Raw genomic sequence first — 25,595 nt, 5'->3', positions numbered from 1 at the left:
GATGTCCCCCAACCTGATCGTCGACGAGTTCCTGGTGAGCGGGAACCCGGACGTGGCCGTGCTCGAACAGGCGCTCACCGCCGAGACTGCACGGCGCGTGGAGTTGCGCGCGTACTTCCGAGAACTGGACGGTGCCGCGGTGCGGCTGGTCGCTCGCCGCGTCTCGGTGACGATCAACGACGAGTCGCCGCTCGATCCCGCGAACCCGCCGCTGTTCCGCGTCTCGCTCGCAGACGGCGTGCTGCGGGTGGTGATCCATCCACTGCTCGAGTGCCATCCATTGCCCGGTGCGGAGTTGCCCGCGACCGGGCCGGCGCCGACCGGCAGCGGCGAAGCCACCGAGTGGGTCGAACTGGACGGTGTCACGGAAGAGGCCGTGGCGGCGTTCGGCGGCCTGCTCGTCGAAGACCACTCGCCATCCACAGTGGACTTCGCAGGACACGTGCTGACGCGCGTCGTCCCGGTCGTCTCGGCTGACGATCCTGTCGTCCGCCTGCGTGGCGGGCAGGTCAGGGTCGAGCATGCCGACGCGGAACGGTGGCTGGCCCGCCTGCGTTCGTTCGTCACCACCGGCGAACTGCTGCCATCCGGGGAGATCGACCAGCTCCGCGCCTGGTCGGCCGGTCCGGTCGCGCCCGCCTCGCCACCCGTGCACGAACTGGTGGAAACAGCGGCGCGGGAGCACCCGGACGCGGTCGCCGTCCGGTTCCACGACGACGAGCTGAGCTTCCGCGAACTGGACGAGCGCGCCAACCGGCTGGCGAACGCGTTGCGGGCCAGGGGAGTGCGCGTCGAGGACAGGGTGGCGGTGTGCCTGGAGCGTGGCCTCGACCTGCCGGTCGCGCTGCTCGGCGTGCTCAAGGCGGGCGCCGCCTACCTGCCGCTCGATCCAGGCCATCCGCAGGGGCGGCTCGCGTTCCTGGTCGCCGACGGCGGGGCCCGTCAGCTCGTCACGTCGCCCGATCTCGCGGGCCGGGTCCCGGTGCTGCCGAGGAAGACCCTGCTGACCATGGACCTCGACCGCTTTCCCGCGACCCGGCCGGAGGTGCGGGTCCACCTGGACAACCTGGCCTACGTCCTGCACACGTCCGGGTCCACCGGCCTGCCGAAGGGCGTCGGGGTGACCCACGGCGGCTTCGCCGGCTATGTCGCCTGGGCGCGTGCGGCCTACGGGCTCGACCAAGGCACCGGGTCGCCATTGCACTCGTCGATCGGTTTCGACCTCACCGTCACCTCGTTGTTCCCCGCCCTGGTCGCCGGCCGCACCGTCGTGCTGACCGACGCGGACGTGACCGGTCTGGCGCAGGTGCTCCGCACCGGCGGGCAGAGTCTGGTCAAGCTCACGCCGGCACACCTGGACCTGCTCGGGGCGCTGCTGACACCCGCGGAGATGGCGGAGGCGACCAGGCGGCTCGTGGTCGGCGGTGAGGCGCTGTCCGGTCAGGCGCTGAGGGCGTGGACCGAGCACGCGCCGGGCACGGTGGTGGTCAACGAGTACGGGCCGACGGAGACGGTTGTCGGCTGCTGTGTGCACGAGGTGACCGCCGGTGACGCGCCGCCCGGCCCGATCCCCATCGGCAGGCCGATCGACAACACCAGGCTGCACGTCCTGGACGACGGGATGCGGCCGGTGCCGATCGGCGTGGCCGGTGAGCTGTTCGTCGGCGGAGCCGGGGTGGCCCGCGGCTATCTGGGTCGGCCTGGGCTGACCGGCGAGCGGTTCGTCCCGGACCCCGGTGCGCCCGGCGAGCGCCTCTACCGCACGGGCGACCTCGTCCGATACCGCCCCGACGGTGTCCTGGAGTACCTGGGACGCGGCGACGATCAGGTCAAGGTGCGCGGCCACCGGATCGAACCGGGCGAGATCGAGATGACCCTGGTGCGGCACCCCGGAATCAGCGCGGCGGCGGTGCTGGCCCGCGAGGACGTGCCGGGCGATCGCCGACTGGTGGCCTACTTCGTGCCGGACGGACCGCCTCCGCGGGACGTCGCGGAGTTCCTGGGACGCACGCTGCCCTCGTACATGGTGCCGGCGCACTACGTCGAGATGCCGAGACTCCCGTTGACCCGCAACGGAAAGGTCGACCGGGCCGCGTTGCCCCCGCCTGGCGCGAAGACCGAGCTGGAACGGGACGCCGTGCTCGACGAGGACATCACCCCGGCCGGGATTCCGCCGGCGGACGTCCTGCACCCGCGTCACATCCTGTTCACCGGCGCGACCGGCTACCTCGGCGCCTTCCTGCTCGCCGAACTCCTGGTTGCCGGCGACGCCACCGTGCACTGCCTCGTCCGGGCCGAGGACGAGACCGCCGCCCGGAAGCGGCTGGAGGACTGCCTGCGGGACTACCAGATCTGGGAGGAGTCGTTCCGCGACCGGATCGTGGTCGTGCCGGGGAGTCTGGACCAGCCGGGACTCGGGATCTCACCGGAGAGCTACGAGCGCCTCGCCCGCCAGGTCGACGTGATCTACCACTGCGGCGCGCAGGTCAACTTCGTCTTCCCGTACTCGGCGCTGCGACGGGTGAACGTGCTGGGCACCAAGGAGATCCTGCGCCTGGCCTGCCGGACCAGGTCGAAGGCGGTGCACCACATGTCCACATTGGACGTGTTGCTGCACGGCACGGAGCGCGACGTGCGCGAGGACACCGTGATCGCGCCGTCGGAGGTCGTCGGCGGCTACGACCAGAGCAAGTGGGTGGCGGAACAACTCGTCGCCGCGGCCGGTGCGCGCGGCCTGCCGGTCGTCCGCTACCGGCCGGGCGCCATGCTCGGGCACAGCAGTACCGGTGTGGCGAACCCGGCCGACTACTCGTGTGTGCTGGTGAAGGGCTGTGTGCAGCTCGGAATCGGGCCGGACCACGACCTGACACTCAACTTCATGCCGGTGGACCACGTCAGCCGGGCGGTCGCGCACCTGTCGCGGCAGACCGGCTCGTTCGGCCGGGTGTTCCACCTGAACAACCCGGAATCAGTGCCGTTGAGGGAAGTCTGGCGGTGGATCGAGGAAGCGGGCTACCCGTTCGAAGTGGTGGACGACGCCCGCTGGCGTGCCGCGCTCGCCGGCGTCGGTCCGGACAACGCGCTGTTCCCGGTGATTCCCCTGCTGCTGCGTGAGGACTTCGTCGATCCCCGTGCGGGAGGCGCCTACCGGGTGGATCGCACCAACACCGAGGCCGCGCTGGCCGGCGCCGGTCTCAGTTGCCCGCCGATGGACGCCGCACACGGCTCGCGCGTGCTGGACCACCTCGTGCGCACCGGCTTCCTCCCGCCTGTTGTGCGGGGAATGTGCGCCGCTGCACCAGCATTCGGCGACACGGCCCGGCGAACGGATTCGACTGGAGTGATCCCGCTATGAGCGACACCGATGCCCGGCTGCTGCACCGCTTGGTCGAGCAGCAGGCCGATCGCACCCCGCAGGCGTGTGCCGTCACCCATCTCGGTGCGGATCTGACCTACGCGGAGCTGGACGCGTGGGCGAACCGGCTGGCGGACCGGCTGCGCGAGGCCGGCGTCGGGGTCGAGACCAAGGTCGCGGTCATCGCCGAACGCTGCGCGGAGACCGTCGTGGCCCTGCTCGCGGTGCTCAAGGCGGGGGGCGTGTACGTGCCGATCGACCCGGCGAATCCGCCGCGCCGGTTCCACTACCTGATGACCGACTCCGGTGCGTCCGTGCTGATCACGCCGGAGGTCCTGCGCGGTGCGGCACCGGAGGGCGAGTGGACGACCGTCCTGTCCGACGCCGAGCACCTGGTGGGCCGGCCGGCCGGACGCCGCGACTCGGGCGTGCGGCCGGACAACGCGGCGTACGTGATCTACACGTCCGGCTCGACCGGCGAACCCAAGGGCGTCACGGTGGCCCACCACCAGATCGCGCACACTACCTTGGCGCACCACGACTTCGGCCGTCAGCCGCCGGCCTGCTTCCTGATGCCGATCTCGTTCTCCTTCGACGCCAGCGCGGTCGGGCTGTACTGGACGCTGGCGACGGGAGGACAGGTCGTCCTGCCCTCGCCGGAGGAACACCGCGACCCGCGCAAGCTGCGCGACCTGATCGCGAAGCACCAGGTCACCCATCTCGACTGCACGCCGTCGCTGTACTCGCTGATCCACGCCGACGACGCCGGTCCGCTCGGCAGCCTGCGCTGCGTGATCGTCGGCGGTGAGGCGTGCCCGAAGTCGTTGGTGGACCGGCACTACGGGATGCTGCCCGACTGTCAGCTGATCAACAACTACGGCCCGACCGAGCTCACCGTGTGGGCGACCACGGCCCTGCTGGATCCGGCGGCGGACGCCGTGCCGATCGGTCTGCCGATCCCCGGCTCCGGTGTGCATCTGCTCGACGAGGCCGGGCAGCCGGTCTCCGCCGGGGAGGTCGGCGAGCTGTCCATCGGTGGCGTGAACGTGGCGCGCGGTTACCACAACCGCCCTGGGCTGACCGGCGAGCGGTTCCTGCCGGATCCCTGGGCGGTGGGCGGACGCATGTACCGCACCGGCGACCGCGCCCGGCTGCTGCCCGACGGCCAGCTCGAGTACTGCGGGCGGGTCGACCACCAGGTCAAGGTGCGCGGCTACCGCATCGAGCTGGCCGAGGTCGAGCACGCGCTCACCACGCACCCCGCTGTGGCCGAGGCCGTCGCGGACGTGCGCGAGGTGGGCGAGAGCCGCAACCTGGTGGCGTGGGTCGCGGGCGAGGTGGACGCGGGCGAACTGCGCGCTCACCTGGCCGAGATCGTCCCGGCGCACATGGTGCCGAGCGCCCTGGTCGTGCTGGACGTGTTGCCCCGCAACGTCGCGGGCAAGATCGACCGGGCCCAGCTGCCCGAACCACCGCGCTCGGGTGGCACCGGCCGGGAGATGACCGCGCTGGAGACCGAGGTCGCCGAGCTCGTGAGCGAGATGCTGGGCGTCGAGTCGGCCGGTGTGCTGGAACCGTTCTTCGAACTGGGCGCCAACTCGCTGCACCTGGCCCGGCTGGCGCTCGCGCTGTGGAGCCGGTTCGGCGTCAGCGTCCCGATGCACCAGCTGTTCGAGGTGCCGCACGTGGCCGGGGTGACCAGGATGGTGGAGGCCGCCAAGCGCAGCGCGGCCGCCCAGCAGACCGGTGACCTGGCAGAGGTCCTGGTCGAGACCGTGCTCGACGAGTCGATCCGGCCCGCCGCCGGCCTGCCCGACGGGTCCTGGACCGCTCCGTCGCACGTGCTGCTGACCGGCGCGACCGGCTACCTCGGTGCGTTCCTGGTCAAGGAGCTCGTGGACCGCACCGACGCCACGGTGTGGTGCCTGGTGCGTGCCGAGTCGGTGGCCGCGGGCAAGGAGCGCATTCGCGACGTGATGAGCCAGTACCTCATCTGGGACGACGCGTACGAGGACCGGATCGTGGCCGTCGTCGGCGATCTCGCCGAACCCCTGCTCGGCTTGGGGGAGGACGGTTTCGCGAAGCTCGGCGAGATGATCGACTCGATCTACCACGTCGGCGCGCTGGTCAACTTCGTGTACCCGTACAGCGCGCTGAAGCCGGCGAACGTGGACTCGGTCGTCGACGTGCTGCGGCTGGCGGTCACCGGGCGGCGCAAGGCGGTGCACTACATCTCCAGCATCGACACGTTCCTTCACACCGGACTGAACCGGCCGTACATGGAGGACGAGGAACTGGTGCCGGCGGAGGTGCCCGAGGCCTATTCGCGGAGCAAGTGGGCAGGCGATCACCTCGTGCGCATCGGCCGCGACCGCGGCATTCCGGTCGTGCTGTACCGGCCAGGCATGATGATCAGCCACACCGAGACCGGCGCGACCCAGACGAGCGACTACCTGCTGCTGCAGATCAAGGGCCTGCTGGAGTTCGGCGTGGTGCCGTCGATGGACTACCTGTTCGACGCCATCCCGATCGACTACGCGGCCGAGGCGATCGCGCACATCTCGTTGCAGGACAAGTCCTTCGGTCGGAACTTCCACCTGTGGAACCAGAACCCCGTACCGCTGGTGGAGGTCTACGGCTGGGTGCGGTCGTTCGGCTACGACTTCGAGATCGTTCCGCTGGAGACCGCGGTGCAGCACCTGGTCACGCTGGGTCCGGACAACCCGCTGTTCCCGTTGCTGCCCTTGCTGTTCGAGGAGCGGTCCACGTCGGTGCTGCCCGCCTTCACCCGTGAGGTGCTCGCGGAGACGGACCTGTACGCGGAGTGCGCCAACACCTTGGAAGCGTTGCGGGACATCGGGGTGGAGTGTCCGCTGATGACGGCCGAGCTGGCGCACAAGTGCTTCTCCTACATGGTTGACATCGGGTTCCTGCCGACGCCTGACGTGCAGCGCGCCCGGCTGCGGGACAAGACCGAGATGCCCGGGACGTCAGAGGTCGCTCGATGACGCTCATCCTGTTGCATCCGACCAGCCTGCCGCGCCGAGAGGACCAGCTGAGCCTGGCGGGCGACGCGCCGGCGCCGTTGCGGCTGGCTCGGCGGCTGGCCGCCGGTGTGTCCGGTGCGGACCTGCTGGACCGGCTGCGCACGCTGCCCGCCCGCAGTGGTGCGGTCGCGCTGGCCGAACGCGTGGACTCCGGTGTGCCCTACACCTACGACCACCGCCTGCGCGAGTTCGACGACCACTTCGGCGTGGAGCGGGTGGACGTCGACACCGACGGTGTGTTCGCCCGCTCCCTGCTGGTGGCCTACCGGTCCCTGCTGGAGGAGGGACTGGCCAGCGGCACCAGGATGAGCTGGGCCCGGTGGTCCGTACTGGTGTCGGTGCTGCAGAACATGATCGTGCGCTGCGCGGGTGAGGAGGCGGACCTCCCGGTGGCGGTCCGCCCGCCGCTGCTGCGCTGGCACCTCGACCCGGAACGGCGCTGGCGGGTCGGTCACCACGTGTTCTTCGTCGTGACCCAGTGCCTGATCGTGGCACTCCAGTCGTTCGCCACCGCGCTGGGCGAGGACGACCTCCCGGCCGCCAGGCGGGCGCTGAGACTGGCCACCAGGCTGCTGGACGCCTCGAGCGCCGCTTTCGTGTTCACCGCCGAGTTCGGCGCTAACCAGTATCACCAGGCGGTCCGGCCGACCATGGAACCGCCGTTCGTCTCGGCGGGGTTCAGCGGTCTGCTCTCGCCGGACCACCACTACCTGGTGCGGCTGTTCGCGGAGGTGCGGCCGATGCTGCGGCAGCTGCCCGCCGACCTGGTCGCCGACCATGCCGCGTTCGTCCGTGCACTGGGTGCGGTCTACGAGTCGCACAAGTACGTCTGCGCGCGCTTCGGCGGTGACACCGGCGTGAGCCTGCGCACCAGCGCACTACCCGCCGTGGAGGTCCTGCATGCGCTCAAGCTGGCCCGAACCAAGATCGTGGGGCGACCATGAACTTCGCGCACGTGCTGTGGGAGCGAGCGCACGACACACCCTCCCGGCCGGCCATGACGTTCAACGACGAGGCACTCGACTACGGCGGCCTGCACGAGCGGGCGGCGGTGGTGGCCGCCCGGCTGGCCGAGGTCACCCGGCCCGGTGATCGTGCCGTGCTGTTGCTGCCACCCGGTCTGGAGTACGTGGCGGCGTTCTTCGGCTGCCTGTACGCCGGAGTGATCGCCGTCCCGACCTACCCGCCGCTCGACGAACGGCAGATTCCCCGCCTCGTGTCGGTGCTGCGCGATGCCCGTCCGGCCGCGGTGCTCACCCTGCCGGCACTGGCAGGGGCGGCACGGGAAAGCCTGGCCCGGCACGGGTTCGCCGAGCCGGTCGCGTGGCTGTCGGCCGAGGCCGGACCGGGCGAGGAGGGCATCACCACGCCCACGCCCGGCGAGATCGCGTTCCTGCAGTACACCTCAGGATCGACCAGCACGCCCAAGGGCACCGTGGTCACGCACGCCAACCTGCTGCACAACTCCGAGGCGATCCAGACCCTGTTCGGCACGACGACCGACAGCGTCGGCGTCATCTGGCTGCCGCCGTATCACGACATGGGCCTGATCGGCGGCATCCTGCAGCCCGTGCGGAGCGGGTTCCCGGTGCACCTGATGTCCCCGTTGGACTTCCTGGCCGATCCGCGCGCGTGGCTGGCGGCGATCAGCGAACATCGCGGCACCGCCAGCGGCGGCCCGAACTTCGCGTTCGACCTGTGCGTGCGCAAGATCGCACCCGGGCAGCGCGCAGGACTGGACCTGTCGAGCTGGGAGGTCGCGTTCTGCGGTGCCGAGCCCATCCGGCCGGCGACACTGGAGCGGTTCGCCGAGGCTTTCGGGCCGCACGGGTTCCGGCGCGAGGCGTTCTACCCGTGTTACGGCCTCGCCGAGAGCACCTTGATCGCCGCGGGCGGTGTGCGGCTGACCGGGTACCGGACGCGGGACGGCATGGTCTCCTGCGGCACCGCGATCGCCGGTCACGAACTGGAGATCCGTTCCGCGGAGGGGACGACGCTGCCGGACGGCGAGGTCGGCGAGATCTGGGTGCGCGGCCCGAGCGTGGCCCGCGGGTACTGGGGCGACGAAGCGTTGTCCGCCGAGACGTTCACGCCCGACGGCCTGCGCACCGGCGACCTCGGCTACCTGGCCGACGGCGAGCTGTTCGTCTCCGGCCGGCTCAAGGACGTTGTGATCGTGCGCGGCCGCAACCTGCTCGCCGAGGACGTCGAGCACGCGCTCACCGGCTGTCACGCCGCGATCCGACCCGGCGCGGTCGCCGCGTTCGAGGTGGACGGGGAACTGGCGGTTCTCGCGGAGCTGACCGGCACGGCCGATGGTGTGACGGCGGCGGTCCAGTCGACGCTGATCGCCACCTTCGGCGTGCGCGCCGAGCACGTCCTGCTCGTGGCACGCGGCACGATTCCCAAGACGCCGAGCGGCAAGATCCGCCGCGCGGAGTGCGCCCGCCTGCACCGGGACGGCGAGTTGTCGCCCATCGGCCTCGTCAAGTCCACCGTGGACAAGCTTGCGGACCCGCGTGCGGTGCGGATCTCCGAGCTGGCGGCGGTGGTGCTGGAGACACCGTCGGTGGACGCGGACGCCTCGTTGACCGCGGCGGGACTCGACTCCCTGCGCGCCGTCGAGCTGCGCCAGGCCGTCCTGCGTGAACTCGGTCTCGAGCTGCCCCTCGCCGGCCTGCTCGCCGGAGCGAGCCCGCGCCGCCTCGCGACGGAGGCCAGGCCCGCCCGGACCGCCGAGGCCGCGTCCGGCGACTGCACACTGCTCAGCGACGGCGAACGCGGCCTGTGGCTGGCCAGCAGGATGTCCGGCGATCCGGACCACTACGTGCTGGCGATCGGGCTGGAGATCGTCGGCGGGATCGACCAGGACATCGCCACCCGCACGATCGACTTCCTCGCCGAACGGCATTCCGCCCTGCGCACCTACTTCCCGGACGTGGCAGGCGTCCCCCGGCGCGAACCGTGCCCGAAACCGCTGGCGCTGCGGGTGGTGGACAGCTCACCGGAGGACTTCGAGGCTGTTGTCGCCGAGCACGCGGCCGAGGGCATCGACCCCGCCGGCGGCTCTCTGTGGCGTGCGACGTTGATCCGCGCCGACGGGCTCGACGACGTGATCGTGCTCTGCACGCATCACATGGCGTGCGACGTGTGGTCGCTGGACGTGCTGGCGCGCGAGTTCGGCGAGGCCTACCGCGAGCTCTCGGCCGGCAGAACTCCACAGTGGACAGATCCGGGGGATCCCGCGCGCTGTGCGGCCCGGCAGGAGGCGCTGCTCGCCGGGGACCGCGGCCGTGAGCTCACGGAGTTCTGGCGCACCGAGCTGGCCGCGCTACCACCCTCCGCGGCACTGCCGCAGGCTCGCCCGCACCGCCGTGCCGCCGCCCCGACCGCACGGCACCGGATGCGGCTGTCGCCGGAGGTCCTGACGTCGGTGCGTCAGCTCGCCGCGAAGACCGGCGTGACGCCGTACTCGGTGCTGGCGACGAGCTTCGCGTGGACGTTGTACCGCTACAGCTCCGAACACCGGTTCGTGCTGGGGGTTCCCGCACCCGGCAGGCTCGACCCCGAGTCCGCGACCGCGGTCGGCTACTTCGTCAACCCGCTGCCTCTGGTGTGCGAGATCGACCCCGGCGCGGACTTCACCGCGCACCTGGCGGCGATGAGCACCCGCGTCGCCGCGGTGCAGGCCCACCAGGAGTATCCGTACCAGCGGATCGTGGAGAATCTCGTGCCCGCCGAGCGGGGGGCGGACCTGATCCGCGTGCTGTTGCTGCAACAGCAGGTTCCCGGTGGGCACGCGCTGTCGTTGCTGGCGGACGAAGGCGAGCTCGGTGGGTTGACGGCGAGGACCCGGTTCGTCACCCAGCGCACCGCGCCCTTCGAGCTGACCGTGGAGATCGTCGCGACCGAGACCGGGCTGATGTGCTCGCTGACCTACGACAGCGAGGCGCTGACCGAGTCCGACGTGACGGCGTTCGCGACGCACTGGGCGAACCTGCTCGACACGGTCGTGACCGCGCCATCGGTGCGCCCGCACGAGGTCGTGATGCTGTCCGCGGCCGAGCGACGGACCTTGCTGGGCTGGAACACCACCGCACCGGTCGAAGGCGCGCGATCGGTACCGGAAGCCGTGCTGGCGATGTGTACCGCACACCCGGACGCGGTCGCCGTCGTCGACGAGGAAGGCTCGCTGACCTACGCCGAGCTGGCCGATCGCTCCGCGGGGATTGCCGCGGCACTGGGCGAGGTGCCCGGCGAAGCACCGGTCGCCGTGCTGCTGCCGCGAGGACGCGACCTGGTCGTGGCGATGCTGGCAGCCCACCGGATCGGCTCGCCGTACCTGCCGCTCGACGTCGACCAGCCGGCACCTCGGCTGGCCGCGATCCTGGCCGACGCCGCGCCACCCGTGCTGGTGACGAACGCCGCGCTGGCCCGTGATCGCCGGGAACTGGTGCGCGGCAGGGTGGTGCTCGTCGAAGAAGTCTCGGCGGACGCCGAGGCACCGGCCGGCCCCACGCACCCGGATCGGCTGGCACACCTCATCTACACGTCCGGCTCGACCGGCACTCCCAAAGGTGTCGCATGTGGACATCGGGGTGTGCTCAACCTGGTCGCCGACTACCGCGCCCGCGTGCCCGTGGGACCTGGTGACGCGTGCGGCTGGTGGACCAGCCCAGGGTTCGACGTGTCCGTGCACGAGATCTTCACCGCGCTGACCTCTGGTGCGACCGTGCACGTCTGCCCGGCGGAGACACGCAACGACGCCGGCGCGGTGATGAGCTGGCTCGCCGACCACCAGATCGTCAGCGCCTACCTGCCACCGCACCTGCTGCCCGCCGCGGCCGACTGGCTGGCCGCACACCCCGGCGAGACCGCGCTGCGCGCGTTGCTGGTCGGGGTCGAACCGATCCCGCGGCCGTTGCTGCGGAGGATCGCCGAGCACGTGCCGTTGGTGATCAACGGATACGGGCCGACCGAGACCACCGTGTGGGCCACGTTCCACCACCTCGACCCCTCGGATGCCGAGGAGGGCATCACGCCGCTCGGGTTCTCCGTGACCAACGGCCCGATCCACCTGCTGGACGCCTCGGGGAACCTCGTGCCCACCGGCGCGGTGGGTGAGATCCACATCGGCGGCCACGGGGTGGCCCGCGGCTACCACAGCCGGCCGGGACCGACGGCCGAACGGTTCGTCCCGTCGCCGTTCGCGCCGGGACAACGGCTCTACCGCACCGGTGACCGCGCCTACTACCGGCCGGACGGGCAGCTGGTTTTCCTCGGCCGCGCCGACTCCCAGGTCAAGGTGCGCGGCATGCGCGTCGAACCACGGGAGGTGGAGGCCGCGCTGGCGACTCACCCGGACGTGCACACGGCGCTGGTCCTCGCCGAGGGTGCCGCACCCGCGACCACGCTCGTCGGCTACGCCCAGGTTGGCCCCGGCGCGGAGCTCACGACGGAAGATCTCCAGCGCCACCTGCGTTCCCTGCTGCCAGGACCGATGGTGCCCGCACAGCTCGTGCTGGTGACCGAGTGGCCGATGACCGTGAACGGCAAGATCGACCGGGGCGGGTTGCCCCGGCCGGTGGCCGCCGAACACGTTCCGCCGGTCGGTGAGCTCGAGTCCGCCATCGCCGAGATCTACGCGGAACTGCTCGGCCTGCCGCTGGTCGGCCGCACGGACAACTTCTTCCACCTGGGCGGCCACTCGCTGCTCGCGGCACGGGTGTCGGCCGAGGTGGCGGCGCGGCTGGACCTGGCGGTCGAGCTGAGGCACGTCCTCGAACACCCCACAGTGGCCGAACTCGGTGCTGTGCTGGCGAACCAGGCCGCCCCCGCACCCGCGGGCATCGACCTGAGTGAGGTCCTGCTCAGCCATGTCGCGGCGTTGCCGGTGGACGTGCTCGAGCAGCTTGAGGGGGATCGGCCGTGACCACGACGCTGACCGAGGCCCAGCGTGCGCTGCTGGCCAGGATGAGCGCGCCTCCCGGCGAACGGGAGGGGCTCTTCCCGGCCACGGCGGCGCAGCGTGGCCTGTGGCTGCACGACCAGGTCCGTCCCGGCGACAGCGCCTACCACATGCCCGCGCTGCTGCGGTTGCGCGGCGAGCTCGACGTGGCCCGGCTCTCGCAGACGTTGCAGGATCTGGTGGATCGGCACGAGTCGTTGCGGACCACGTTCGTCGCCGTCGACGGCCGGCCGCTGCAACGGGTGGCCGCGGCGCAGGAGCACCACCTGTCCGTTGTGGACTCGGCAGGCCGTCCGCCCGACGAGGTGATCGCCGAGGCACGCGCGGCCGCACTCGAGCCGTTCTTGTTGCGTTCCGGCCCGTTGTTCAGGTCCGTGTTGTGGCGGCTGGGACCGCGGGACCACCTGCTGCTGCTCGTGGTCCATCACATCGTGGCCGACGGCGTTGCGGTGTCGGTGTTGTTCGCCGAGTTGGCGGGAGCACCGGCCATGCCGGCGGCGCATCCGGTGGACCTGGCTCTGCGCGAGGTCGCGGCCGGTGGCCAGGACGACGCGTACTGGGCGGATCTGCTGGCCGGATGGACACGGCCGCCGTTGCCGTTGATCTCGGGTGAGCCCGGCTGCCGGACGTCGCACCACCGCGCGCCGGACGTGCGGGGGATCGTGAAGGACGCCACCGAGTACGCGGCGTGGCTCGCTGCCGCGGCCGCCGCGTGGGGACGCCTGACCGGCCGGACCGACGTGGTGATCGGGACGCCGTTCGCCGGCCGCGGGACACCCGAAACCCAGAACACGGTCGGATTCCTGGTGACGACGCTTCCCGTGCGTCTGCGGTGGGACCGCACGACGACATTCCACGATCTCGTGGGCGTCGCGGGCGACGCGGTCCGCTCGGCGATCACGCACGCCGCGGTGGTGCAGCGGCCGCGGCTGTTCGATCTCCTGCTGACGATCACACCGGACCTCCCGGTGGGACGGCTCTCCGGCGCCGACGCCGAGGTGCTGCCGGTCGAGGCGAGGGCGGCCAAGTTCGCGCTCACCCTGGACGTCAACGCGCGCGGGCTGACCTGTGTCCACGACACGGCGATGCTCGACGCCGACGTCGTCACCGGGGTCGTCACCGCGATGCGCGCGATGATCGCCGATCCGTTGAGGCCGATCGAAGACGTCGAACTGGCCAGGTTCCCACGGAAGGTCGGCATCCGGTCGCTGGTTCCGCGCGGCGACCTGACCCACCGCGCGGACCGGCTGGCGCGCACGATCCGCAGCCATTGCGACGACGTCACGCTGGCGAGCCGCCCGGTCGCGGTGTTCGCCCCCGCCGGGACGGACCTCGCCGTGGCTTGCCTGGCTGTCGTGCGCGCGGGTGGACATCACCTCGTGCTGAACCCGGACGACCCCGCCGACCGCGTCTGGACCGCGGTGGCCGAGCACGACCCGTGCCTGGTCGTCACGGCGGGTTCCACGTCGATGGCCGGGTTCTCCGGTGTGCCGCGGATCAGCGCCGACAGCTCGGCCGATCCCGGCGGCGTGCTGCCGGCACCTCACCCGCGGCTGCCCGCCGCGGTGGTTCCGCCAGGCGTTGTGGTGAGCCAAGGCGACCTGGCTCGGCTGGCCGCCGGTGCGCCGTCCGGACGCGTCGCGCCCGTGGGTTCCGCGGACGCCGTGGTCGAGTTGTGGCGCACCCTGTCGTCCCACCAGGAGGTTGAGCCGGGTGACCGGCCGTGGTGGCACGACGGCGACACCCGAGTGCTCGACGCCCGGCTCCGGCAGCTGCCCACCGGTTGGCCGGGGGAGCTGTGCGTCGCGCTGGACGGAGTCGGTTTCGCAGACCTGCCACGTCTCACCGCGGAACGGCTCGTACCCGGTACCCGCACCCGCTTGTTGCGCACGGGTCTGCAGGCCGTCGCCCACGCGAACGGTGCGATCGAGCTCGTCTCGCTGGAGCGGTGGTTGCGCGAGCAGGACGGGATCACCGACGCGGCCGTCGTGCACCTTGACGGTGCCACCGTCGCCTACCTGGTCACCACCGCGGACCACGACGACCTGCGTGCCCGCCTCGGCGGCCACGCACCGGACGCGTTCGTCACCGTCGATGCCATCCCACGCACCCATGACGGACAGCCGGACACCAGCCGGCTCGTCCCGCCACCTGACCGTCAACCGCCCGCTGGCGCACTGGAGGAACTGGTCGCCCGGTGCTGGGCGGAGGTGCTGGGAGTCGATCCCGCGGTAATCGCCAGGACCGATGACTTCTTCGCGCTGGGCGGCCACTCGCTGCTGGCCATCCGGCTTGCCGCGCGACTGTCCCGTGAGCTGCACCGCGACGTGGGAGTGGCGGCCGTGTTCGGGCACCCGACCGTGGCGGGTACCGCGCGGGCGGTCGAGGAGACCCAGGAACGGATCCCGTTGCGGCGCGGTGAGAGTGCGGAGTCACCCCTGTCGTTCGCACAGCAGCGCCTGTGGTTCACCCAGCGGTACGACCCCGGGTCGGCGCGGTTCACCGTGCCACTGGCCGTCCGGCTGGAGGGCGACCTCGACCTCACGGCTTTGCGCCGGGCGCTCGTCGTCGTGGTGGACCGGCACGAGCCACTCCGTTCGCTGGTGGACGACGGAGTCCTGCGGGTGTCCGCGAAGGCCGACCCGGTGCTGTCCGTGGTGGACGCCCAGTTCGAGGAGGACGCGCTGGGACTGCTCGAAGAGGCCGCCCGCACGCCGTTCGACCTCACGACCGAGCACCCGTTGCGCGCACTCGTCGTGCGGCTGACGAACACCGACCACGTTCTCCTGCTCACCGTTCACCACATCGCGTGCGACGGCTGGTCGGTCGGCGTCCTGGCAGGCGAGCTGTCCGCGGCCTACGGCGCGATCCGGGAGAACCGCCCGGTCGAACTGCCCGAACTCCCCATCGGATACGGCGACTTCGCCCGTTGGCAGCGCGAGCTGCCGCACGACGATCTGGCTCGCCACTGGGAACGTCGTCTGGACGGCGCTTCACTCGTCCTCGACCTGCCCGCCGACAAACCGCGGCCGGCCGTGTTCCGGGGACGTGGTGGCACGCTGCCGATCGGCCTCGAGTCCGACGCCACCGCCGCCGTGCGCCGAGTCGCCGCCGCGCACGACGTCACGTCGTTCATGGTGCTGCTCACGGGCCTGGCGATCGTGCTGCGTCGCTGCTCCGGCCAGGACGACCTGGTGATCGGCACGCCGATCGCGGGCAGGGAGCGTCCCGAGGTCGAGCACCTCATCGGCTGCTTCATCGACGTGGCACCGCTGCGGCTGGACCTGAGCGGCGACCCGTCGGTGAGCGAGGTGCTGCGACGGGTCCGGGACACGTGCCTCGACGCCTACGCGCACCAGGGTCTTCCGTTCGAGCGGCTGGTCGAGCGCCTCAGGCCGGAGCGCGACCTGTCCAGGACACCGGTGTTCCAGGTGATGCTGGCGCTGGAGAGCGGTCCGGTGCCGGCTCCCGAGTTCCCAGGGGTGGCGGCGACGCCGATCCGTGTCGACAACGGCACCGCCCAGCACGACCTCACGTTCTGGTTGCGCGACCAGCCGGAAGAGATCGGCGGCCACGTCGAGTTCAACCTCGACGTGTTCTCCGAACTCGGGGTGGAACGTCTCGTGGAACGGCTCGGCACCGTTCTCGAGCGGCTCGCCGGCCTCGCCGGGGACACCCCGGTGTCCGAGGTGGAGGTCATGTCGGACGGCGAGCGGCGCTGGCTGCGGCACCTCGGCCGTGGCGTGACCGCGCCGGTGCGGCGCGGTTCGGTGGCCGGAGCCGTCGACCTGCGCGCGGTCGTCTCGGATGACGACGCCGACCTGTCCGCGAGCCAGATCCTGCGGCGTGCCGACGAGATCGCGACCTCGCTCGTGGCGAAAGGCGTGCGCAGGGGCGACGTCGTCGGCGTGCTGCTGCCCCGCTCCGCACACGCCGTGGAGGCGCTGCTGGGCGTGTGGCTGGCCGGCGCGGCCTACCTGCCGCTCGATCCCGCGTTCCCCGACGCACGGTTGCGCGCCATGGTGGCCGACTCCGGCGCCAAGCTCGTCCTGCACCGGACCGATGATCTGACCGGCGCGGCGTGCGCGTTGCCGGAGGTGACCGGGAACGACCGCGCGTACGTGATGTACACGTCCGGTTCGACCGGTCGGCCCAAGGGCGTTCTCGTGCCGCACGACGCGGTGCTCAACCTGCTCGACTCCATGACCGGGACATGGCGGCTCACCCCCGGCGACACCGTGGTCGCGGTGACCACGCTGTCGTTCGACATCTCGGTGCTGGAGCTGTTCGGGCCACTGCTGGCCGGCGCCCGGCTGGTGGTGGCGTCGGCGGACCAGGCGGCGGACCCGGTCGCGCTGGCCGGTCTCATCACGCGCCGGCGGGCGACCGTCGTGCAGGCCACCCCGTCGACGTGGCGGATGCTGCTCGACTCCGGCGCCCGGCTGCCCGCCGGCCTGCGCGCGTGGTGCGGTGGTGAGGCACTGCCCGCGGACGTGGCCAGGGCGTTGCTCGCCGCCGGACTCGCGGTGGGCAACCAGTACGGGCCGACCGAGACGACGATCTGGTCCACGGTGGACACCGTCACCGACCCGGACGCGATCGGCCTCGGCAGGCCGATCGCCAACACCGACCTGGCGATCCTCGACGACGCGTTGCGGCCGGTTCCGGTCGGTGCGCTCGGCGAGGTGTGCCTGGGCGGCACCGGTGTCGCGCACGGCTATCACCGCCGGCCTGGGCTGACGGCGGAACGGTTCGTGCCCTCGCCCTTCGCGGCCGGGCAACGGATGTACCGCACCGGCGACCTCGCCCGGTTCACCCAGGACGGTGTGCTGCGGTTCGAGGGAAGGCGCGACGCCCAGGTGAAGATCCGCGGTCACCGGATCGAACCCGGTGAGGTCGAGGCCCGGCTGACCGATCACCCGGAGGTGACCGAGGCTGTGGTGGTGGCGCGGGACGACCGGCTGGTCGCCTACGTCGTCGGCGCGGCCGCGGCCGAGGAGCTGCGAGCACACCTGCGGGATTCTCTGCCCGAGTACATGGTTCCGTCGGTGTTCGTCGAACTGGCACGTGTTCCGCACACCCCCAACGGCAAGGTCGACCGTGCCCGGCTGCCCGATCCGGCCGGGACCGTAATGAGCGCTCCCAGGGCGGCCCCGCGGTCGCCCGCCGAGCAGACCCTCCAGCGGATCTGGGCGGACGTGCTGGACCTGCGCCCGGAGGACGTCTCGATCTTCGACTCGTTCTTCGACCTGGGTGGTCACTCGATGCTGGCCATCCGGATGGTGACCCGCCTGGGCCACCGGGTCGCGTTGCGCGAGGTGTTCGAGCACCCGACCATCGCCGAGCTGGCGACCAGGCTCGCACCGGAGGCGGTCGCGTCGCCGATCGAACCGTCCACTCGCGCCGAGCTCTCCTCCGCGCAGGAGCGGTTGTGGTTCCTGCATCGTCTCGACGGCCCGAACCCCGTCTACAACATGCCGTTTGCGTTGCGTCTGAGCGGAGTGCTCGACGTGACGGCGTTGGCCGCCGCGTTCACCGACCTCCAGACACGGCACGAGGTGCTGCGCACGGTCTTCCCCGAGCAAGGCGGTGTGCCACGGCCGGTCGTGCACGAGCCGGCGGACGTGCTCACGGTGGCGGAAGTGACCGAGGCCGAGCTGGACGCACGGGTCGCCACCGCCGCCGCGCACGCGTTCGACCTCACCACCGGCAGCCCCTTGCGTGCCTGGCTGTTCCGGCTGCACGAGCAGGACCACGTGCTGCTGATCGTGCTGCACCACATCGCCGGCGACGAGTCGTCGATGCGGCCGTTCCTCACCGACCTCACCACCGCGTACGCGGCCCGCAGCCGGGGAGAGGCGCCCGGCTGGGCACCACTGCCCGTCCAGTACGCCGACTACGCGGCCTGGCAGCGGCGGCAGCACGAGGACTCACTGCCGTTCTGGCGCGAACGGCTCGCGGACCTGCCCGCGCGGTTGCGGCTGCCCGGTGAACGGCCCGGTCCGGCCAGGCCGGCACACCGGGGCAACACCGTCCACTTCGGACTCGGTGCCGATCTGCACACCGCGCTGCTGGACCTCGCGGCAAGACACAGCGCGACACCGTTCATGGTGTGGCAGGCGGCGGTGGCGGTGCTGCTGCACCGGATGGGCGCGGGCGCGGACATCCCGCTCGGCACGCCGGCGGACACACGCGGCCACGCCGGGCTGGACGATCTGGTGGGGCTCTTCCTCAACGCGATCGTGCTGCGCACCGACGTCTCCGGCGACCCCGGTTTCGCGACGCTGCTGGCGAGCGTCCGCGACGCGGACCTCGCCGCGTTCGAACACGCCGACCTGCCGTTCGACCGGCTCGTCGAAGCACTGAACCCGGTCCGTTCGCCGGGTGCGCATCCGCTGTTCGGCGTGTACGTCGCCTACCGCGGTGAGGCCGCGGCCTCACCCGCTCTGCCGGGGCTGTCCGCACGGTCGCACCCCGTGCCGGAGTCGTCTGCGAAGGCCGACCTCGCGTTCGCGCTCGACCACACCGGGCAGGCCGCGATCGTCTACGCGACCGAGCGGTTCGACCGGGCGACCGTCGTCGGTCTCGGCGCACGACTGCACGAGGTCCTGCGTCAGGTCGCCGCCGATCCTGACCTCCCGATCAGCCGCGTCGAGGTGCTGGCTCACGACGAACGCGACCGGATGCTGGGCGGATGGAACGACACCGCGTGCGAGTTGCCGGACGCCTGCTTCGCGGATCTCTTCGAGGCGCGGGCCACCGTGCGGCCGGACCACCCGGCGGTCGTGTTCGGTGACACGACGCTGACCTACGCCCAGCTGGACTCGGCGGCGAACAGGTTGGCGCACAAGCTGATCGGCTACGGCGCGGGCCCGGACAGGCTCGTCGGGATCGCGCTGCCGCGGTCGCTGGAGATGGTCGTCGCGATGGTGGCCGTGCTCAAGTCCGGCGCGGGCTACCTGCCGCTGGACCCGGCCCATCCGGCGCACCGCCTGGATCTCATGATCACCGACGCGGCACCGGTGTTCGTCCTCCGGCCGGACGACCTCGGCACCACCGGCTACCCGGACCACCCGCCGGACCGCCGATCCTCCGCTACCTCGCTGGCGTACGTGATCTACACGTCCGGTTCTACCGGCGTACCGAAGGGCGTCGCGGTGACCCACACCGGCGTGCAGGGACTCGTCGCCACCGCGACCGGACGCTGTGGCGTCTCCGCGGACAGCCGCGTGGTCCAGTTCGCCTCGATCAGCTTCGACGTGGCGTTCTGGGAGCTGTGCATGTCGCTGCTGGTTGGAGGCACGCTGGTGATCGCGCCGAGCGAGGTCCGCCTGCCGGACCGGACCCTGACGGACTTCCTGGCCCACAACGAGATCACGCACGTGGCGTTGCCGCCCTCGTTGCTCGCGGTGTTGCCGGAGGGCTGCGAGCTCCCCGCCGGCGTGACGGTGCTGACCGGCTCGGAAACGGTGCCCGCCGAGGTGGTCGGACGCCACGGCCCTGGCAGGACGCTGTTCAACGCCTACGGGCCAACGGAAGCCACGGTCAACTCCACGTTGTGGCGCGCTACCGGAGATCCCGTCGAGGCGGTGCCGATCGGTGTGCCGGATCCGGACACGACGGTGTACGTGCTGGACGGCCTGCGGCTCGTGCCCCCAGGTGTGGCCGGTGAGCTGTGCATCGCGGGCCGCGGTCTCGCCCGCGGCTACCTGAATCGGCCGGGTGCCACGGCGGCGGCGTTCGTGCCCGATCCGTTCGGACGGCCCGGCGGCCGGATGTACCGGACCGGTGACCTCGCCCGGTGGACGGCCGACGGCCAGCTGGAGTTCATCGGACGCGCGGATCTCCAGGTGCAGGTGCGTGGGTTCCGGGTGGAGCCGGGCGAGGTGGAGGCGGCGTTGCGCCGGCATCCGTCGGTGCGCGAGGCCGTGGTCGTCGCGGACACACCCGGCCCTGGACAGACCAGGCTGGTGGCCTACGTCGTCACGGACGCGGTGGAGCGGCTGCGTGACCACCTGCGTGAACTCCTGCCCGCGCACATGGTGCCCTCGGTGTTCGTACCGATGGACCGGATTCCCCGCGCCACCAACGGAAAGCTCGATCGATCGAACCTGCCGCGGCCCGGAGTCACGGCTGTCCGGGTGCAGGAACCACCGGCCACGGAACTGGAGAAGGCGGTCGCCGCGGTGATGTGCGAGATCCTCGGCGTCGACGACATCGGCCTGCACGACGACCTGTTCGAGCTCGGCGGCCACTCCCTGCAGATACCGCGGATCGCGGTGGGCGTGCGGGAACGCACCGGACAGGACATCTCGGTGAAGGACGTGTTCCTCGCGCCGACGGTCGCGGGTGTGGTGGCCGCTCTGGGACAGGGCACGCCGACCGCCGCGATCACCGCGGTCGACCGCGCGGCCCGCAGGCGGGTGGCGCCATGACCGAGTACACCTTCCCGCTGTCCTTCCAGCAGCACCGGTTCTGGTACTTGGAACAGCTCAACCCCGGCGGGGCGTACCACCTCCCGATCGTGCTGCGACTGGCCGGCGAGCTGCGGGTGGACCTGCTGCGCGAGGCACTGCAACGGGTGGTCGACCGGCACGAGGTGTTGCGCACGCGCTACCAGCCGGACGCCCAGGTGCAGGTGGTTGCCGAGCAGTGGACGGTGCCGCTGAGTGTGGTCGAGGGCGACCTGGAACGGATCAGGGCCGAAGCGCTGTGCGAACCGTTCGACCTGTGGTCCGCGCCACCGCTGCGGGTGGTCCTCGTCCGGTCTGCACCGGACGAGCACATCCTGCTGATGGTGATCCACCACATCGCGTGCGACGGGTGGTCGCTGGGCGTGCTGGGCCGCGAGCTGTCGGAGGCGTACACGGCGTTGCACGACGGACGCGAGCCGGACCTGCCGGAGTTGCCCGTCCAGTACGGGGACTACGCGCTGTGGCAACGGGACCGGATGTCCGGCGACGTCCTGGCCGCCGGCCTGGCCCACTGGGCCGCCGTGCTGGTCGGCGCGCCCGCCACGCTGGAACTGCCGACGGCGCGGCCGCGTCCCGCCGAGCCGGCCCTGAACGGCGACCGGGTGCGGCTGGCCGTGCCGGACGCGTTGGCCGAACGGGTGGAACAGCTGGCCCAGCGGCACGGGGTGAGCGTGTTCATGGTCGTGCTCGCCGCGTATGCGACCGTCCTGACGCGGTTGTCCGGTCAGGACGAGGTGGTCGTCGGCACGGCGATCTCCGGGCGGGAACGCCCTGAGGTGGCCGATCTCGTCGGCTGCTTCATCGACGTGGTCCCGCTGCGGCTGTCCACGGTGAAGTCGTCGGCCGAGGAGTTGCTCGCGGAGACGCGCCGAGTCTGCCTGGCCGCCTACGCCCATCAGGACGTGCCGTTCGAGCGCGTGGTCGACCACCTCCGCCCGGCACGCGACCCGGTCCGCCCACCGCTGTTCCAGGTGATGTGCAACGGCCAGGACACGCCCCGGCACGACGTGACGTGGCCCGGGGTCGAGGTGAGCGGCGAGCAGCCAGAGCCGGGAGTGTCCAAGTACGACCTCACGCTCGACGTGCATTCACGGCCAGGAGGGGTGCTGCTCGATCTCGAGTACGACCGGGACGTCTTCGACGAGCCGGGGATGGCCGGCCTGCTGGACCGGATCGTCGTGGTGCTCGACTGGCTCACCGACGACACCCGGCCGCTGTTCGACGGACCACCGCGGCCCGCTCCCGAGGTCGATCGGATCACCGCTCCGGGACCACGTCCGCCGGCGGCCGCGGCCGTCGAACCGCGGGACGCGCTCGAAGCGTTGGTGCTGGGCCATCTTCGCGACGCGCTGGGGGACGAGCGACTCGGCGTGACGGACGACTTCTTCGAACACGGCGGCTCATCGCTGGCCGCGATGACCGCGCTCGTGCGGATCCAGGAGGACACCGGGCAGCGGCTCGGCCCGGCCGATCTGTTCGGCGAGGCGACCGCGGCGAGGTTCGCGGAGCGGCTGAGGGACGGCCATGACGACATTGACCACGAAAGCGAGCAGAACCGATGAAACGTGTTCCCATCCGGCGGGTGCTGGACGTGCTGGGCGGACTGGTGTTCGCGCTGCTCGTGCTCGTGCCGTCGATCACCGGCCTCGGCGCGCTGCCCGCCCTCGGCGGCGCGCTCAACCCCGGCACCGGCGTGTGGCGCCTGGCGGCCGACGCCGGCACCGCGCGGTCGGGCGACCTGACGTTGCCGGGCCTGAAGCAGCCGGCGACGGTGTCCTTCGAGGACAACGGACTCGCCCACGTCAAGACCGGCGACGACCAGGACCTGTTCCGCGTCATCGGCTACCTGCACGCCCGCTTCCGGCTGGTGCAGATGGACCTGACCCGCAGACAGGCCAGCGGCACGCTGTCGGAGGTGATCGGCGCCGCGACCCTGGAGAGCGACCGGTTCCAGCGCGACCTCGGCCTGCGCAGGACCGCCGAACGCGACTGGGCCTCGCTCACCGGGGACAACCCGGCGCGGGCGACCGTGCAGTCCTACAGCGACGGCGTCAACGCGGCGATGCGCGAACTGCGCAGCGGCAACCGGCTGCCCACGCAGTTCGCCGTGCTCGGGTACGAGCCGGCTGAGTGGACACCGGTGGACACCCTGGCCGTGCAGCGACTCGTCGGGCAGAAGATCAGCTTCGACTCGCAGGCGCCGCTGTTCTCCTACGCGGAGAAGGCGATGGGGCGGGACGCCTTCAAGGAGTGGTTCCCCGACGTGCCGGAGAACGAGCAGCACCCGTACGCCAAGGGGCCGTTCCAGAAGCTGCCGCTGACCCCGCTGCCGCAGCGGTCGTTCCCGGACCCGTCCGCCGGCGCGGCCAAGGCCACTGCGGCCGGCCAGACCAGGCCCGCGAATCCCGTCGCACTCGGTGCGGGCGCTGAGCTCGCACCCCTGCTGGCGAAGCTGGGTCAGTTGCCGGACAGCGGCATGGGCGCCATGGGCCACAGCAACAGCTGGGTCGTCTCCGGCAGCCGCACCGAGTCCGGCAAACCGATCCTCTCGGCCGACCCGCACCTGCCGCACAGCCTGCCGTCGATCTGGTACCAGGTCGAGGGCAGCAGCCCCGGCTACCACTTCAGCGGGGTCACCACGCCTGGCCTGCCGGTGCCGCTGCTGGGTAAGACCGACGAGTTCAGCTGGGGTCTCACCGCCTCGCAACGGCCGACCACCTTGTACTACCTGGAGAAGACCGACCAGAGACGGCCGGATGAGTACTTCTCCAAGGGCGCGTGGCAACCGATGACGCTGCTGCGGGAGAAGATCGCCGTGCGCGGTCAGTCCGATGTGGACCACACGGTCAAGCTCACCTCGCACGGCCCGGTGATGGAGATGGAGGGCGTCACGGCGGCCGTCTGGTGGGCGGGCACCCTGCCCAACGACAACCTGCGCAGCATCCTGACCATGTTGCGGGCCAAGAACGTCGGCGAGTTCCGCGACAGTCTGCGCAACTGGGTCACGCCCGCACTGAACTTCTCCTACGCCGACCGGCACGGCGACATCGCGATGTTCAACGCCGGTGTCGCGCCGCAGGTCGACGGGCACGAACCGACACTGCCGCTGCCCGGCGACGGAACCGCGGAGATCACCGGCTCCATCCCGTTCGACGCGCTGCCGTCGTCGGTCAACCCGCCGGAGGGGTACATCGTGTCGGCCAACCAGCGCGAGGTCACCGGCGACTACCCGTACCAGTACTCGACCTCGTACAACTGGGTGCTGCACGGCTGGCGCGACGGCGAGATCATCGACCGGATCACCTCCGCGGGCAAGCTCAGCTTCGCCGAGACCGCCGAGATGCAGAGCGATTGGCACGACAACAACGCCCGCCAGCTCGTCCCGTTGCTGCTGGACGCACTGCGCGGCGAGCAGCTGTCGGGCTCGGAGCAGCAGGTCGTGGACCTGTTGCGCGGCTGGGACTTCAACGCGACCCCGGAGTCGCTCGCGCCCGCCTTCTTCGACTCCTTCAAGAACCGGGTGTCGTGGGTGACGTTCGAGCCGTGGTGGAAGCACTACGGCGTCAAGCAGAACCCGGGCCAGTACCTGCTGCCGAAGGGGCCGGACGCCGGCGCGTGGGCGCAGGAGACGTTGCGCGGCACCGTGCTCGGCTGGATCCAGCACGACCCGGAGAACAAGTACTTCAGCCTGCCCGACGGCACCAAGCGCACCACCACACAGGTGCTGCGCGAGGCCTTCCACCAGTCGGCGAAGCGGACGGTGGACAAGTTCGGCGCGGACCTGAAGGGCTGGCGGTACGACAAGTACCAGAAGGTGCTGTTCCCGTCGCTGCTGGGCATCTCGGCGCTGGACGTGGGTCCGATGCCGTGGGGCGGCAACCCGCGCACGATCAACACCGCGGTCGGCACCAGGGACGACGAGAACGGCAACCCCCTGTCCAACCTGGCCACCGCCGGGCCGACCTGGCGGCTGAACGTGGACTGGGGCACCGGCGAGGCCAACGCGATCTTTCCCGCCGGGCAGAGCGAGAACCCGATGTCCCCCTGGTACGCCAACGGGGTTCCGGTGTGGATGAAGGGCCAGTTCTGGCCGCTGCTGGAGAAGAACGCGGTCCGGGCGACCGCGGAATGGAGGTTGCAGCCATGAGGGTGGTGATCGTTGCCGTCGCGGTGGCGGCGCTGGACGCGGCGGCCCTGCTGGTGGGCTGGTGGTGGGTGACGGCTCTGGTGGCCGCACTGGTGGTGTACCGGTTCGCGGGCAAGCGGGTGCTCCTTGCGGTGCTCGCGGGCACAGCGGTCGCCTGGGGCGCGTCGATGGTGGCACAGGCGGGAACGCGGATGAGCGCGGTCGGCGATCTCGTGGCCGCCATGGCGCTCAACACCCGTGGCCTCGGCTGGGCCGTGGTTGGGGTGTCCCTGGTGTACGCGCTGTTGCTGGCGTTGGCGGGGAGCTGGGTCGGCGGCGTGGTGCGGCGACTTCGCCGCTCCGAACCAGAAGCTATCGCAGAGCAGGACGAATCCGTGGAAGCCGTGGAGGCACAGCATGTCTGAGCAGGACGACCACTACACAGTCGTGATCAACGACGAGGAGCAGTACTCGATCTGGCCCGTCGGCCGCGAAGTGCCGGAGGGATGGCGCGAGGTCGGCGTGAGCGGGGACAAGCAGACCTGCCTCGCGCACATCGACGAGGTCTGGACCGACATGCGTCCGCTCAGCTTGCGCAGGCACATGGCGGAAGCGGGGCTGTGAG

At 71.3% G+C, this 25,595-nt stretch carries 9 protein-coding genes; all 9 read left to right on the top strand.

The window, feature by feature from the left end; genetic code table 11:
* Position 1 precedes the first annotated feature (1 nt).
* From BM417_RS41220 to BM417_RS41180, 9 genes are read left to right on the top strand one after another with little or no spacing between them, the layout of a single operon-like run.
* Positions 2–3,355, top strand: coding sequence for an amino acid adenylation domain-containing protein (locus BM417_RS41220; RefSeq protein WP_093605568.1), 3,354 nt, complete (start codon positions 2–4; stop codon positions 3,353–3,355).
* Positions 3,352–6,363 (top strand): non-ribosomal peptide synthetase, encoded by a 3,012-nt coding sequence (locus BM417_RS41215; protein ID WP_093605567.1) that lies wholly within the window; start codon positions 3,352–3,354, stop codon positions 6,361–6,363. The genes BM417_RS41220 and BM417_RS41215 overlap by 4 nt, the downstream gene beginning before the upstream one ends.
* Positions 6,360–7,346 (top strand): hypothetical protein, encoded by a 987-nt coding sequence (locus tag BM417_RS41210; protein ID WP_093605566.1) that lies wholly within the window; start codon positions 6,360–6,362, stop codon positions 7,344–7,346. The genes BM417_RS41215 and BM417_RS41210 overlap by 4 nt, the downstream gene beginning before the upstream one ends.
* Entirely contained in the window at positions 7,343–12,334 is a 4,992-nt protein-coding gene (locus BM417_RS41205; RefSeq protein WP_093605565.1) for a non-ribosomal peptide synthetase, read from the top strand. Before BM417_RS41210 ends, BM417_RS41205 begins: the two co-directional genes overlap by 4 nt.
* The gene (locus tag BM417_RS41200) at positions 12,331–20,805 is read left to right on the top strand and encodes a non-ribosomal peptide synthetase (protein ID WP_093605564.1); all 8,475 of its coding nucleotides are present in this window, start codon (positions 12,331–12,333) and stop codon (positions 20,803–20,805) included. Before BM417_RS41205 ends, BM417_RS41200 begins: the two co-directional genes overlap by 4 nt.
* Positions 20,802–22,406 carry a condensation domain-containing protein gene (locus BM417_RS41195; protein ID WP_093605563.1) on the top strand — a complete coding sequence of 535 codons (1,605 nt, stop codon included), beginning with the start codon at positions 20,802–20,804 and terminating at the stop codon, positions 22,404–22,406. Before BM417_RS41200 ends, BM417_RS41195 begins: the two co-directional genes overlap by 4 nt.
* Positions 22,403–24,991: a penicillin acylase family protein gene (locus tag BM417_RS41190; protein WP_093605562.1), complete on the top strand. Its 2,589-nt coding sequence runs from the start codon at positions 22,403–22,405 to the stop codon at positions 24,989–24,991. The genes BM417_RS41195 and BM417_RS41190 overlap by 4 nt, the downstream gene beginning before the upstream one ends.
* Positions 24,988–25,395, top strand: coding sequence for a hypothetical protein (locus tag BM417_RS41185; RefSeq protein WP_143139030.1), 408 nt, complete (start codon positions 24,988–24,990; stop codon positions 25,393–25,395). Before BM417_RS41190 ends, BM417_RS41185 begins: the two co-directional genes overlap by 4 nt.
* Complete coding sequence (locus BM417_RS41180) at positions 25,388–25,594, top strand: MbtH family protein (RefSeq protein ID WP_093605560.1); 207 nt, start codon at positions 25,388–25,390, stop codon at positions 25,592–25,594. Before BM417_RS41185 ends, BM417_RS41180 begins: the two co-directional genes overlap by 8 nt.
* Position 25,595: the final 1 nt, after the last annotated feature.

This window comes from Lentzea waywayandensis (assembly GCF_900115955.1).
GTDB classification, from domain to species: domain Bacteria; phylum Actinomycetota; class Actinomycetes; order Mycobacteriales; family Pseudonocardiaceae; genus Lentzea; species Lentzea waywayandensis.
Note: the sequence above shows the minus strand (reverse complement) of the source record. Positions and strands in the feature narration are given on the sequence as shown.